This window comes from Pseudoduganella sp. GW821-FHT05F09 (genome assembly GCF_059419605.1).
Map to the genome: position 1 here is coordinate 67,551 of NZ_JBWKSD010000012.1, position 14,650 is coordinate 82,200.

The 14,650-nt window shown below is 69.3% G+C and carries 6 protein-coding genes; 4 read left to right on the forward strand and 2 right to left on the reverse strand.

Annotated features, from left to right (window positions below; translation table 11 throughout):
* Nucleotides 1-33 precede the first annotated feature (33 nt).
* Nucleotides 34-9,321 (reverse strand): SPM autocatalytic domain-containing protein, encoded by a 9,288-nt coding sequence (locus AC07S4_RS28575; RefSeq protein WP_494989820.1) that lies wholly within the window; start codon nt 9,319-9,321, stop codon nt 34-36.
* A gap of 176 nt (nt 9,322-9,497) precedes the next feature.
* Between AC07S4_RS28575 and nudC the strand changes: the two genes are divergently transcribed.
* From nudC to AC07S4_RS28590, 3 genes are all read left to right on the forward strand, one after another.
* Complete coding sequence (gene nudC / locus AC07S4_RS28580; protein ID WP_494989821.1) at nt 9,498-10,325, forward strand: NAD(+) diphosphatase; 828 nt, start codon at nt 9,498-9,500, stop codon at nt 10,323-10,325.
* Between the two features lie 90 nt (nt 10,326-10,415).
* Nucleotides 10,416-10,985 (forward strand): GTP cyclohydrolase I FolE, encoded by a 570-nt coding sequence (folE, locus tag AC07S4_RS28585; protein WP_494989822.1) that lies wholly within the window; start codon nt 10,416-10,418, stop codon nt 10,983-10,985.
* 5 nt (nt 10,986-10,990) lie between these two features.
* Nucleotides 10,991-12,388, forward strand: coding sequence for a thioredoxin family protein (locus tag AC07S4_RS28590; RefSeq protein ID WP_494989823.1), 1,398 nt, complete (start codon nt 10,991-10,993; stop codon nt 12,386-12,388).
* 6 nt (nt 12,389-12,394) lie between these two features.
* On the opposite strand, the gene AC07S4_RS28595 is transcribed toward AC07S4_RS28590, so the two are convergent.
* Entirely contained in the window at nt 12,395-14,077 is a 1,683-nt protein-coding gene (locus AC07S4_RS28595) for a M20/M25/M40 family metallo-hydrolase (protein ID WP_494989824.1), read from the reverse strand.
* Nucleotides 14,078-14,263: 186 nt separating this feature from the next.
* On the opposite strand from AC07S4_RS28595, the gene AC07S4_RS28600 reads away from it, so the two are divergent.
* Complete coding sequence (locus AC07S4_RS28600; RefSeq protein ID WP_494989825.1) at nt 14,264-14,641, forward strand: DUF4148 domain-containing protein; 378 nt, start codon at nt 14,264-14,266, stop codon at nt 14,639-14,641.
* Nucleotides 14,642-14,650 lie beyond the last annotated feature (9 nt).

The following is a 14,650-nucleotide window of genomic DNA, read 5'->3' on the forward strand; positions in this document are numbered from 1 at the left end:
CGGGGCCGGCCCTGAGGCTGGGGGCTTGCGGGATCAGCTCTTGCCGCCCGGCGCGGCCAGCCAGCCGTGCTGCTGGGTTTCCTTCCAGCGCGCGTCCGGCGCGGACGGCGCCATCTGGCCGGCGGCGCCGTGGCCGGTGTACTGGCGCAGCGCGTCGGCCATGGCCTGGATGTTGTGCGGCAGGGCAGCCGCGCTGGCCGCAGCCGAGCCGGGCATGGCGGGCAGGGCCGGCTGGCCGGTGGCGGCGGCGCCGGCAGCGGCGGCGTTGTAGCTGGCCATGATCTGTGTCAGGCTGCTGACCTGGCCGGCCAGGCCGCCCTGGGCGCGGAACCACACGTCGGCGGTGGCGTGTTGGCTGCCGTCGCTGCTGGTGTAGCTCGACGCCATGCCGAGGATGTTGCCGTTCTGCGTGAGCGGGTCCGCCTTGCCGGTGGTGCTGATGCTGGCGATGTGCAGGCTGTCCAGCGTCTTCAGCTCGTCCTGCTGGCTGACGCCGTCCGCGTTGCCGTCCACCCACACGCGCAGCGCGCCGTAGGCCGCGTCGGCCGAGGTGATGGCGCCGTCGCCGTTGTCGTCCAGCCCGGCCAGCGCGGCGTAGCCGTCGCTGGCTTTGCCGCCGCCCGCCAGGCGGGTGGCTTCGCCGAACAGCTCGCCGCCGTCGTTGATCACGCCGTCGTGGTTGCGGTCCAGGGCCAGCAGGCCGTCCTGCGCATTGACCCAGCCGGTGGCCACGGCCGCGCCGGCGGCGCGGATGTCGAACTGCACGCCGGCCGTGATGGCCAGCGTCTGCACGCCGTCGCCGTTCAGGTCCAGCACCAGCGGCGAGGCGATGAAGCCGCCCGCCATCTGCTGGTCGGTGGACATGACGTTGATCTGCGCCACGCTGAACTGGTTCAGCTGGAAGGCGCTCATGGCGGCGATGTCGTTGGTTTCCAGCGCCATCACCTGGGTGGTGGTCAGCGTGGTCAGCGCCAGCGTGCTCAGCGCGGCGGCCTGGGTGGTGGTGATGCCGGCCACTTGCGCCGTGCTCAGCGCCAGCACCTGGCTGGCCTTGAGCGCCTGCAGCTGGGAAGCCGTCAGCGCGTCGAGCTGGGCCAGCGGCAGCGCCGCGATCTGGCTGGTGGTGAAGGCCGCCACCTGGGCGCCGGTGAAGGCGGCCATTTGCAGGTCGTCGAAGGCGGCCAGCTGCTCATTGCCCAGCGCGCTCACCTGGCTGATCTTGAGCGTGGACAGCTGGGCCGTGTTCAGGCCCGGCATCTGCGTATCGGCCAGGTAGCCCAGCTGGGCCACGCTCAGGTTGCTGATCTGCGACGTGCTCATGGCGGCCAGCTGCTCGGTGGTGAGCGCGCTGAGATGGTCGATGGTCCACACCGCCAGCTGCGCGTTCTTCAGGGCCAGCACCTGCTGGGTTTCCAGCGCCGCCACCTGGGCGCCGCTGAAGGCCACGATCTGGGTGTTGGTCAGCGCCTGCAGCTGGGCCGAATTCAGGCTCACCAGCTGGCTGTCCAGCAGCGCGCCTATCTGGTCCACGCTGAGCGAGGTGATCTGGCCCAGCTTGATGGCGGCGATCTGGGCCGGGCTCAGCGCCTGCAGCTGGCCGTTGGACAGCGCCGGCAGCTGGGCCGTGGTGAGGTAGCCGATCTGCAGCGTACCCAGCGCGCCGATCTGCACGGTGTTCAGCGCGAACATCTGGTCGGCGGTGAGGGCGGCCAGCTGCAGGCTGCCCAGCGCCGGGATCTGGGTGGTGCTCAGCGCCGGAATCTGGGTCAGCGCCAGACTGGCGATTTGCAGCGTGCTCAGCGCGGCGATCTGCGCCGTGCCCAGCTGCTGCAGCTGGTCGGTGGCCAGCGTGGACAGCGTGCCCAGGTCGATGGCGCGCACCTGCGCGCTGCTCAGCGCGTCGAGCTGGGTGGTGGTCAGCTCGGCCAGGTTGGCGGTGTCGAGCGAGGCGATTTGCAGCGTGCTCAGCGCGCGCACCTGCTGCGTGCCCAGGGCCGCCACTTGCACGCTGTTCAGCGCCAGGAACTGGTCGTTGTCGAGCTGCGCCACCTGGCGCGTGGTGAGCGCGGCCAGGTCGGACGTTTCCAGCGCCGCCAACTGGGCCAGCGTCAGGCTGTTGAGCTGGGCGCTGGTCAGTACGGCGGCCTGCGCGGTGGTCAGCGCGGCGATGTCGGCGGCGCTGAAGCCTTCGCTGAGCTGGATGGTGCTCAGCGAGGCCAGCGCCACGGTGTTCAGCGCGCTGACCTGGGTGGTGTCGAACAGGTCGATCTGCGCGGTGCTCAGGCCGCCCAGCTGGACACTGCCCAGCGTGGCCACCTGCAGGGTGTTGAGCGCGGCCAGCTGGCTGTCGAGCAGGCCGGCCACCTGGCTGCTGCGCAGCGCGGCGATGGCGCTGCTGCCCAGCGAGGCGAGCTGCGCCGCGTCCAGGCCTTCGGTCAGCTGCGCCAGCGTCAGCGCGGCGATGGCCTGGGTGGACAGCGCCTGCAGCTGTTCCGTGCTCAGCGCGGCGATCTGCGCCGTGGCCAGGCCGGCCACTTGCACCGTGGCCAGGCTGGCGATCTGGCTGCTGCCCAGCGCCGCCAGCTGCACGGCGTCCAGGTTCTGCAATTGCGTGCTGCTCAGCGCGGCCAGCACGGCGGTGGACAGCGCCGCCACTTGCGTGCTGGCCAGGGCTTGCAGGAAATCGCTGCCCAGCGCGCCCAGTTGCAGCGTGCTCAGCGCGTTCAGGTCGGAGGTTTCAATGGCGGCCACCTGGAGCGCGCTCAGCGCGGCCAGCTGGCTGTCGGCCAGCGCGCGCACCTGGGCGGTGCTCAGCGCGGCGACCTGGTCGGTGCCCAGGCCGTCGGCCAGCTGGCTGGTGGTGAGCTGGCTGATCAGCGCGGTGCTCAGCGCCGCCACCTGGCGCGTGGCCAGCGCCGCGATCTGGCTGCTGGACAGGGCGGTGAACTGGCTGCTGCGCAGCGCGTTCAGGTCCGAGGTTTCCAGCGCGGCCATCTGGCTGTCGTCGAGCAGCGCGAGCTGCTCCAGACTCAGGCCGGAGACCTGGGCCGTGCTCAGCGCGGCGATCTGGTCGCTGCCCAGCAGCATGAGCTGCTCGCTGGCCAGGGCGTTCAGCTGCAGCGTGGTCAGCTGCGCCACCTGGGCCGTGGCCAGGGCCAGGATGTTGTCGCTGGACAGGGCGGCGATCTGGTGCGTGCCCAGGGCGCGCAGGTCCGCGCTTTCCAGCGCGGCCACCTGCTCGCTCGACAGCGCGGCGATCTGGTCGGTGTCCAGCGCGGCCGCTTGCGCCGTGGTCAGCGCGGCGATCTGGCTGGTCAGCAGATAGGCCAGCTGGGCGCTGCCCAGGGCCTGCACCTGCGCCGTGCTCAGGCGTGCGAAGTCCGCGGTTTCCAGCGCGGCCACCTGGTCGCTGGTGAGCAGGGTCAGCTGCTCCAGGCCCAGGTTGGCCACTTGCAGCGTGCTCAGGCCGGCGATTTGCGCGGTGCCCAGTGCTTGCAGCTGCTCGCTGGTCAGCGTGGCGATCTGGGCCGTGCCCAGGCGCGCCAGCTGCCAGGTGGTCAGCGCGGCGATCTGTTCGGTCGTCAGGCTGCTGGTCTGGCTGGTTTGCAGCGCGGCCAGGTCGGCCGTTTCCAGCAGGCGGATCTGGCTGGTGCTCAGCAATTGCAGCTGGTCGGTGGCCAGCGCGGCCGCTTGCGCGGTGGTCAGCGCGGCCAGGTGGGCCGCGTCCAGCGCCAGGATCTGTTCGCTGGCCAGGCCGTTCAGCTGGCTGCTCGACAGGGCCGCGAAGTCGCGCGTTTCCAGCGCCAGCAGCTGGGTGGTGCTCAGCGACTGCAGCTGGTCGGTGCTGAAGGCGCCCACTTGCGCCGTGGTCAGCGCCACGATCTGGGCGGTGTTGAAGGCGCCCATCTGGTCGGCCGCCAGGCCGGACAGCTGCGCCGTGCTCAGGCTCTGGATCTGGTAGGTGGTCAGCACGCTGATCAGGTTGCTGGTCAGCGCCATATTGGGGCTGCTGCGCAGCGCCACCAGGTCGGCCGTCTCCATGGCGCTCAGCTGGTCGGTGCTGAGCGCCTGCAATTGCTCGGTGGTCAGCGCGGCGGCCTGCGCCGTGGTCAGCGCCACGATCTGGTCGGTGGTCAGGGCGGCGATCTGGTCGCTGGCCAGCGCCACGATCTGGCTGGTTTTCAGCGCGGCGAAGTCCGCCGTTTCTATCGCCTGCACCTGGTCGCTGGCCAGGGCCTGCAGCTGGGCCGAGTTCAGGCCGGTGATCTGCGCGGTGGTCAGCGCTTCGATGCGGCTGGTGCTCAGGGTGGACAGCTGGGCCGTGGTCAGCGCGGCCACTTGCGGCGCGGTCAGGCTTTGCAGCTGCTCGTCGCTCAGGGCGGCCAGCTGGTCGCTGCCCAGCACGGCGATCTGGCTGGTTTTCAGCGCGGCCAGGTCGGACGTTTCCAGCATGCGGATCTGGTCGCTGCTCAGCACCAGCAGCTGCGTGCTGCTCAGCGCACCGGCCTGGGCCTGGGTCAGCGCGGCCAGCTGCACGCTGTTTAGCGCGGCAACCTGGTCGGTCGTCAGGGCGGCGATCTGGCTGGTTTTCAGCACGGCCTGGTCCTGGGTTTCCATGGCGGCCAGCTGGTCGCTGCTGAGGGCGGCGATCTGCGCGGCGCTCAGCGACAGCGCCTGCAGCGTGGTCAGCGCGGCGATCTGGCTGGTCAGCAGGGACTGCACTTGCGTGGTGCTGAGCACCGCCAGTTGCAGCGAGGTCAGCGATTGCAGCTGGCTGTCCTGCAGCGCGTTCAGCTGGGTGCTGCTCAGGCTGGCGATCTGGTTGGCGCGCAGTTGCAGCATGTCCACCGTTTCCAGCGCGCGGATCTGGTCCGTGCTCAGCACGGCCAGCTGCGCCGTCGACAGGATGCCGATCTGCAAGCTGGTCAGCGCGGCCACCTGGGCCGTGCTCAGGGCGGCGATATGCTCGGTGGTCAGCGAGGCCATCGGCCCCACTTTGAGCGCCGCAAAGTCGGCCGTCTCCAGCGCGGCGATCTGGGCGGTCGACAGCACCGCCAGCTGGCTGCTGGTCAGCGAACCGGCCTGCAGCGAGGTCAGGGCCTGGATATGGGCCGTGTCGAGCTGGGCGATCTGGGTGCTGCTCAGCACCGCCACCTGGGTCGCTTTCAGGCTGGCGAAGTCGTCCAGTTCCATGGCCGCCAGCTGGTTGCTGCCCAGTGCCAGGATCTGGCGCGTGGTCAGGCTGCCGACCTGCAGGGTGGTCAGCGCCACGATTTGCGCGCTGTTCAGGCCGGCCAGCTGCTCGCTGCCCAGGGCCGCCACTTGCAGCGCTTTCAGGGCCTGCACCTGCACCGTGTCGAGCGCGCCGATCTGCAGGCTGGACAGGGCGGCGATCTGCACGGTTTTCAGCGCGCCCAGGTCTTCGCTTTCCAGTGCGGCGATCTGGCTGGTGAGCAGGGCGGCCAGCTGGCGCGTGGTCAGCGAGGACGCTTGCGCGGTGGTCAGCGCGGCCAGGTGGTCGCTGTCGAGGGCGGCCATTTGTTCGGTGGTCAGCGCGGCGATCTGCGTCGCTTTCAGGCGCGCGAAGTCGGCGGTCGCCAGCGCGGCGATCTGGGCCGTGGTCAGCGCCGCGATCTGGGCCGTGGTGAAGGCGCCCAGCTGCAGCGTGTTCAGGCCGGCCAGCTGGGACGAGCCGAGCGCGGCCAGCTGGGCGCCGCTCAGGCCGGCCAGTTGCAGCGAGGTCAGCGCGGCCAGCTGGGCGCTGCTCAGCGCCACCAGCTGCGTGGTCGACAGGCCGGCCAGCTGCACGGTGCGCAACGCGGCCAGGTCGCCGGTTTCCAGCGCCTGGATCTGGTCGGTGGACAGCGCCGCCAGTTGCGCGGTGCTCAGCGCGGCGGCCTGCACTGTGGTCAGCGCGGCGATCTGGGCCGTGCTCAGCAATGCGGCCTGGGCCGTGGTCAGGGCGACCAGCTGGGTGGTCTTCAGGCTGGCGAAGTCTTCGGTTTCGAGCGCGGCCAGCTGGTCGCTGCCCAGGGCGGCGATTTGCGCGCTGCGCAGGTTCGACGCCTGCAGCGTGCTCAGCGCGGCGATCTGCCTGCTGTCGAACGCGCCCAGCTGCGTCGTGCTCAGGGCGGCCAGCTGCTGGGTGCCCAGCGCGCGTACTTGCTGCGTGTTCAGCACGGCCAGGCTGTCGTTGCCCAGCGCGGCGATCTGCTGCGTCTTGAGCGCGGCCAGGTCATTGCTTTCCAGCGCGGCGGTCTGCGCCGTGGTCAGCGCGGCCACTTGCTGGGTGGTCAGCGCGCCGGCCTGCAGCGTGGTCAGCGCGGCGATCAGGCCGGTGTCCAGCGCGGCCAGCTGGGCGCTGCCGAGGGCGGCGATCTGCTGGGTTTTCAAGCTGGCCAGGTCCTGCGTTTCCAGCGCGTTCAGCTGGTCGCTGGCGAGCGCCGCCAGCTGGCGGGTGCCCAGCGTGGAGGCCTGCAAGGTGGTCAGCGCCACGATCTGGTCGCTGCCCAGCGCCTGCACCTGCTGCGAGCTCAGCGCGCCCAGCTGCAGCGAGCCCATGGCCTGAAGCTGCACACTGTTGAGCGCGGCCAGCGCGGCGGTGGACAGGCTGGCGATCTGCTGGGTTTTCAGCGCGGCCAGGTCGCTGCTTTCCAGCGCGGCGGCCTGGTCGGTCGACAAGGCGGCGATCTGCTGCGTGCCCAGTCCGGCGGCCTGGGCCGTGGTCAGTCCGGCGATCTGGTGGGTGCCCAGCGTGGCCACTTGCGTGCTGGTCAGCGCGGCCAGCTGGCTGGTCTTCATCAGCGCCAAGGTGGCGCTGGACAGCGCGGCCAGCTGCGTGCTCAGCAGGGCGGCGACTTGCTGCGTGGTCAGCGCGGCGGCCTGGTGGCTGCGCAGGCCGGCCACCTGGTCGGTGGTCAGCGCCTGCACTTGCGCCACGCTCAGCTGGACGATCTGGGTGGTGCTCATGGCGCCCAGCTGCGAGGTGTTCAGGTTGCCGATGGCGCCGGTGTTGAGCGCGGCCAGCTGGTGGGTTTTCAGGGCGGCGAAGTCGGCGCTTTCCATCGCGGCCAGCTGCGTGGTGCTGAGCGCGCGCAGCTGCGCCGTCGTCAGCGCGGCGGCCTGGGCGGTGGTCAGCGCGGCGATCAGTTCGGTCGACAGCGCGGCCATCTGGGCCGTGGTGAAGGCGGCGATCTGCGCGGTTTTCAGGGCGGCCCAGTCGCGCGTTTCCAGCGCGTTGACATGGTCGGTGTCGAGCGCGGCCAGCTGGCGCGTGCTCAGCGCGCCGGCCTGCGCGGTGGTCAGCGCGGCCACTTGCACGCTGTCGAGCGCGTTCAGCTGGGCGCTGGTCAGCGCCCCCACTTGCAGGGTGTTGATCAGCACCAGCTGGGACGTGCCCAGCGTGGCGATATTGTCGGTCGACAGGGCCGCGATCTGCTGGGTTTTCAGCGCGGCCAGCTCGGCGCTGTTGAAGGCGCCCAGCTGGGCGCTGTCGAGCGCGCCCAGTTGCAGCGAGGTCAGCGCGCCGACCTGCAGCGTGGTTAGCGTGGACAGCAGGGTGCTGCCCAGCGCGGCGATCTGGGCCGTGTTCAGGGCCGCGATCTGGCTGGTTTTCAGGCTGCGCCAGTCCGACGTTTCCAGCGCGTTCAGCTGGTCCGAGGACAGCGCCAGCAGTTGCTGGGTGGTGAGCGCGCCGGCCTGGGCGCTGTTGAGCGCAATGATCAGGTCGGTCGACAGGGCGGCGATCTGCGCAGAGTTGAGCGCGGCGATCTGCAGCGAGTGCATCTGGGTCCAGTCGCGCGTTTCGAGTGCGTTCAGCTGCACGGTGCTGAGCGCGCCGAGCTGGCGCGTGGTCAGGCCGCGTGCCTGCATGCTGCTCAGCGCGACGATCTGGTCGGTGCCCAGCGCCTGCACTTGCGTGCTGCTCAGCGCGGCAATTTGCACGCTGGCCAGTCCGGCCAGCTGGGTGTCGCTCAGCGCGGCGATGGCGGCGGTGTTGAACGCGGCCAGCTGCTGCGTCTTCAGCGCGGCCAGGGTGGCGGTCGACAGCGCGGCGGCCTGCCAGCTGTTCAGGGCCAGCAATTGGCGCGTTTCCAGGCCGCCCAGCTGCACGGTTTTCAGCGCGGCCAGCAGCTGGGTGCCCAGCGCGGCCACCTGGGCCGTGCTCAGGGCCGTCAGCTGGGTCGATTTCAGGGCGGCGAAGTCCACCGTCTCGAGCGCCGCCAATTGCGTGCTCAGCAGCGCGGCGATCTGGCGCGTGGCCAGCGACGACGCTTGCGCCGTGCTCAGCGCGGCCAGCTGCATGCTGTTCAGGGCGCGCACCTGGGTGGTGGTCAGCGCCGCCAGCTGCAGGCTGTTGAGCTGCGCCAGCTGGCGCGTGTCGAGCGCGTCGATGGCGGCCGTGTTCAGCACCGCCACCTGGGCGGTTTTCAGCGCGCCGAAACCGGCCGTGCTGAGCGCGGCCAGCTGGTCGGAATTGAGCACCGCCACCTGCTGGGTGGACAGGGAACCGGTCTGCAAGGTGGTCAGCGCGGCCAGCTGGGTGCTGCTGAAGGCGCCCAACTGGGCGCTGCTGAAGGCGTTCAGCTGCGCGCTGGTGAGGGCGGCCACGTCGGTGGTCTGCAGCGCGGCGATGCGGCTGGTCGACAGCGCGGACAGCAGCGCGGTCGACAGCGCGGCGGTCTGGGCGGTGGAGAGCGCGGCCAGGTGGGCGTCGTCCAGCGCATTGGCTTGCTGCGCGTTGAGCGCATTGAGCTGCTGCGAGGTCAGCGCCGCGAAGTCATTGGTTTCCAGCGCGTTGAGCTGGGTGCTGGTGAAGGCGTTCAGCTGGCGCGTGGTGAAGGCGGCGGCCTGGGCCGTGGTGAGCGCGGCGAACTGGCTGCTGTCGAGCGCGGCCAGCTGGGCCGTGTTCAGCACCGCGATCTGCAGGCCTTTGAGCGCGGCGATGTCGCCGGTTTCCAGGCTGGAGAACTGGGCTGCGCTGAGCGCGCCCACCTGCTGCGTGGTCAGCGCGGCCAGCTGCGCCGTGTTCAGGCCGTCCACCAGCTGCGTGGTGCTCAGGCCGGCCAGCTGGCTGCTGGAGAAGGCCTGGATCTGCAAGGTGGAAATGCCGCCCAGCTGCCCGGTGTTGATGGCGCCGATGGTGGCGTTGGGCAGGGCGCGCAGCTGGGTGGCGGTCAATGCCCTCAATTGCGTGGTGCTGAGCGCCTGCAGTTGCTCCGTGGTGAGGACGAGCATATCCGACGTCGCCAGCAAGGCGATCTGGGCCGTCGACAGCGAGGCAACTTGGGTGGTGCTTAAACCGAGTAATATTGAGGGCATTTTAAAATCTCTCCTGGCAGCAATATATCTTAACCGCAATTGCGCCGTTATTGAGAACTGGTAGGTAAAAGTAGTTTAAATCTTGGTCTGGAAACAATGACTTAGCGTGCATCTATTAACAAAATTCATAGACACCGGATTATGATTTTTTAATAAAGCCCAGGAACGTAGACATAATGATAAAAACGCCCGCCGCATTTTCCCCTGCGATTACTCCGCAAGCCCATCCCGATCCGCTCACCTTCGTGTTCCAGGGCGGCTCGCTCCTGCTGGCCGACGGCAGCCTGGCCCTGCCGGACGCGGCCGCCTTGGCGCAATCCGGCCTGCACCTGCCGCCCGAACGCATCCATCCGCTCGGCGTGTGGAATGAACGCTATTATCAGCTGGCCTGGGTTGAAAGTGATGCTGTAGCGCAACAAAATTATACCTGGCATAGCTTGCGCAGCCTGTTTGGCACGCTGGACGACGAATTCATGGGCCTGGCCGGGCGCGCCTGCCAGCTGGCCGAATGGGCGCGCACCCACCGCTACTGCGGCGCTTGCGCCACGCCGATGAAGCTGGCCGGCAACGACCGCAGCTTCCGCTGCCCGGCTTGCAATATGACAGCCTACCCCCGCATTTCCCCCGCCATGATGGTGCTGATACGCAAGGGCGACAGCGTCTTGCTGGCCATGCACGCACAGTCGCCGTACAAGCGCTACACGGCGCTGGCCGGCTTCCTGGAGGCCGGCGAATCGGTCGAGGACGCCATCCACCGCGAGGTGTACGAGGAGGTCGGCCTGCGGGTGCACAATCTGCGCTACTTCGGCAGCCAGTCCTGGCCCTTCCCGCACTCGCTGATGCTGGCCTACACGGCGGACTACCTGGACGGCGAGATCCGCGTGGACACGGAGGAAATCGCCGAGGCGCGCTGGTTCGGGCCGGACGACGACTGGCCGGAGCGGCCCATCACGGTGTCGATCGCGGCCGAGTTGCTGGCAGCCTACCGGCCGCCGGGAAAATAGCCGCCGCAGCGGGCAAAAGCCGGGCCGCGTCAGGTGGGCCGCCGGGGTTTTCTATATACTGACGCCAATCGCATTTTTTATGGCTACATCATGACCAAAGAAGCAGCATTCAACGAAAACGACTGGCGCCGCCTGCTGGAAAGCCTGGGCGAAGACCCCGACCGTCCCGGCCTGCACGAAACCCCGCACCGCGTCGCCAAGGCGTGGAAACACTGGACCTCCGGCTACGCCCAGGACCCGGTCGAGCTGCTCAAGGTGTTCGAGGACGGCGCCGAGCAGTACAACGAGCTGATCGTGGTGCGCGGCATTCCGGTCTACAGCCACTGCGAGCACCACCTGGCGCCGTTCTTCGGCAAGGCCACCATCGGTTACGTGCCTAACGGCAAGATCGTCGGCCTGTCCAAGCTGACCCGCCTGGTCGACTGCTTCGCCAAGCGCTTGCAGGTGCAGGAGCGCCTGACCCAGCAGATCGCCAATGCGCTGATGGACGCGCTCGAGCCCAAGGCCGTGGGCGTGGTGGTGCGTTGCCGCCACCTGTGCATGGAAAGCCGCGGCATCCGCACGCCGGGCGAGGAAACCATCACCTCGTCCATGCTGGGCGAGCTGCAGCCCAACCTGGCGCTGCGCACCGAATTCCTGGCCCTGGCCCGCGAGCCCTGAGCATCATGGCGACGGCGATCGAATGGCAAAGCGGTGATCTGGGCGCCGCGTTCGGGCTGGCGGCCTCGGTGGGCCGCCCCTTGTTCCTGTACTGGGGCGCCGGCTGGTGCCCGCCGTGCAACCGGGTCAAGGCTGACATGTTCAGCCTGCCCGAGTTCGCCCAGCGCATGCGCGGCCTGTTGCCGTTCTGGCTGGACGGCGACGCGCCCGGCGCGCAGGCGCTGGCCGCGCAATACAAGCTGCGCAGCTATCCCACGCTGGTGCTGTACGCCCCGGACGGGCGCGAGATCACCCGCCTGCCGTGCGAGCTGGACGGCGAAACCTTCATCTCCGCGCTGGACCTGGCGCTGAACGCCGGCCACACCGCCGCCGAATCGCTGCAGGCCGCCCTGGGCGGCACGCGGCCGCTGGCGGAGCAGGAGTGGGCGCTGCTCAGCCTGTATTCCTGGGACACCGACGAAGGCCAGCTGCTGCCCGCCGCCGAGCAGCCCGCCGCGCTGGCCCGCCTGGCCGAAGCCTGCCCGGCGGGCGACGCGGCCGCGCGCCTGCACCTGCACGCGCAAGTGGCCGCCGCCGGCCGCATTCCGGGCCAGACCCAGGCCGGCAATGCCGCCGCCAGCGCGGCGCAGGCCGCCGCGGTGATCGCCGCCGCCGCCGACCGCCTGCTGCGCGTGTTCGGCGACACGCGCCTGGCGCGCGCCAATATGGACCTGATCGTCAACCACGGCGTCAACCTGGTGAAATGGTCGGGCGCCCGGCAGGGCGAGCTGGTGCAGGCGCTGGACAAGGCCGCGCGCGAATTCGCCGCCGACGACTGGCTGCCGCTGGGCGACCGCCTGGTGGCCGTGCGCCTGCGCATGCGCCTGGTGCGCCTGGGCGGCCCGTCCGAGGGCGTGGCCGAGCTGGTGCGCAGCACGGTGGCCGCCGCGCTGGCCGAGGTGACGGAGCCCCATGCCCGCCACAGCCTGGTCAACACCGCCGTGAGCGCGCTGAACGACGCCGGCTTTGCCGCCGACGCCGAAGCGCTGCTGCAGGCCACGCTGGCCGGTTCGCATGCGCCCTGGTACTTCATGCTGAGTTTGGCTGCGGCCGCGCGCCGCCGCAACGACATCCCCGCCACGCTGGGCTGGTACGAGCAGGCGTGGAACGCCGCCGTGGGCAGCGCCACCCGGCTGCAATGGGGCGCCACCTATCTGGTGAGCGTGATCGACATGACGCCGGAAGACCAGCCGCGCATCGAAGCGGCCGCGCAAGGAATCGCGCGCGACATCTCGGCTGCCAGCGACGCCTACCAGCAGCGCAACCGCACCCAGCTGCAGCGCCTGGCCGGCAAGCTGGCCATGCTGACGGTGCCGGGTCCGCACGCCGGCGCCTTGCAGCGCCTGCTGACCGCCCAGCTGTAAGGCGTCCTACCTGGCCACGGCCTCGCGCGCGGACTTGAACTCCGCGCCGGGCTTCCACTGCGGCGTGGCCGGGTCCTGCGCGGCGCGCAGGCCGACCTCGAACAGCAGCTCGGCGTCCTGTACCGCGCCGCTCATGTCCCAGCCCGGCTGCACCACGTCCGTCACCTTGTGGTAGTCGTGCGCCGTGTAGGCGTCCAGCGTGGCGGCGGCGTAGCCGGGCGGCTTGCCGATGAAGTCGCGCCCGCCGTGCGTGTACACCACCGGCACCCCCAGCTTGGCGAACTCCAGCTGGTCGCTGCGGTAGAACGCCCCCATTTCCGGATTGCCCTCCGGCCGCACCACGCGTCCCTGCGACTTGGCCACGGCCGCCACCAGGTCGTCGGCGGTGGACTTGCCGTGCCCGGTCAGCTCGATGTCGCGCGTCTTGCCCCACAGGTTCAGGCCGTCCAGATTGATGTTCAGCACGGTCTTGGCGGCCGGATACAGCGGATGGCGCGCGTAGTACTGCGCGCCCAGCAGGCCGCGTTCCTCGCCCGTGGTCAGCAGGAACAGTATGCTGCGCCGGGGCGGCTGCGGCAGCGCCTTGAAGGCGCGCGCCAGTTCCAGCAGCGCCGCCACGCCGGACGCGTTGTCCTGCGCGCCGTGGAAGATCTGCTTGCTGCGCGGCCCGGGCAGCGACTCGTCCACGCCGAAATGGTCCCAGTGCGCGCTGTAGACCACCACTTCCTCCTTGAGCTTGGGGTCCGAGCCTTCGATCTTGGCCACCACGTTATGCGACGGCATCTCGTTCCACGCGTTGAGCACGGTGGCGCTGATGGTGGCGCCCAGCGGCACCGGCTTGAAGTCGCGCGACAGCGCCGCCTTCTTCAGCGCGTCGAAGTCCTGTCCGGCGGCCTGGAACAGCTCTTTGGCGCGGTCCAGGTGCAGCCAGCCGGCCACGCCGGGATAGCCGGCCGGGCCGCCCTTGGCCTGCTTGAGGCCGTAGCTCCCGCGGCCCCAGCTGTTGCGCACCACGTCGTAGGGATAGCCGGCCTGGCGCGTCTCGTGCACGATGAGCGCGCCGGCCGCGCCCAGGCGCTCGGCGGTTTCGAACTTGTAGCTCCAGCGGCCGTAGTAGCTGGTGACGGCGCCGCCGAACTGCGCCGGGTCCAGCCGCGACGGCCGCTTCGGGTCCGGCAGCGGCGGGTCGTTGATCAGCATGACCAGCGTTTTGCCGTGCAGGTCCATGCCCTTGTAGTCGTCCCATTTGTATTCCGGCGCCTGCACGCCGTAGCCGACGAACACCAGCTCGGAATTGGCCAGGCTGACCTTGCGCTCGGTGCGCGCGGTCCAGGCCACGTAGTCGCCCGGGAAATTCAGCGGCGCCGGCTTGCTGGCGGCGGTGTAGACCAGCGTGGGCGAGGGCTGCACATACACCAGCGGCACTTTCTGCAGATAGCTGCCGTCCGGGTTGCCCGCCGCCACGCCGAGCTTCTTGAATTCGTCCTGCAGGTAGGCCAGGGTGGCGGTTTCGCCCTTGCTGGCCGGCGCGCGGCCTTCGAACTCGTCCGACGCCAGCGCCTTGATGTGGCGCAGCATGCTGGCGCCGTCGATCTTGCGCTGTGGCTGTGCTTGCGGCGGCGCTGGCTGCGGGGCGGCGGCGGCCGTTCCGGAGAGCAGCGCGAACGCCAGGCTGGACATTTTTTTCATGAGGACAGTTGCGGAAAACTTAATCCCCGCATTGTGTCATAACAAGTCCGATTGCATCACTTCCCAGGGGCGTAGTCGGTATAAATCGGAAAAGCGGATAGGTTTAAACAGATAATTGCGCTTTTTTATCGTCAAATTAAATCATAAGATGACTCCATCGAAACGCAACTCTCTAGGAGAAACATCATGAACGCCAAACAAATCATCGCTTCCGTTTCCCTGCTGCTGGCCGCCGGCGCCGCCTTTGCCGAACCAGCCGAATTGAACTTCCCGAAACTGAACGCCGCCCAGAAAACCGAAGTCAGCCGCGAAGCGGTCAAGGCTGAAGTGATACGCGGCCGCAACGCCGGCGAACTGGAACTGAGCGAAGTGACCTACCCGCCGCTGGTCAACACCACCTCCACGCTGACCCGTGAACAAGTGAAGGCCGACGTGCTGGCCGCCCGCGCAAACGGCGAGCTGGACCTGAACGAAGTGAACTACCCATCGTTCTTCGACGGCCGCGTGCAGCGCCCCGCCCAGACCCTGACCGCCTCGGCAAAACGCGGCGCCGCCGCCCAGTAATAAGCACCC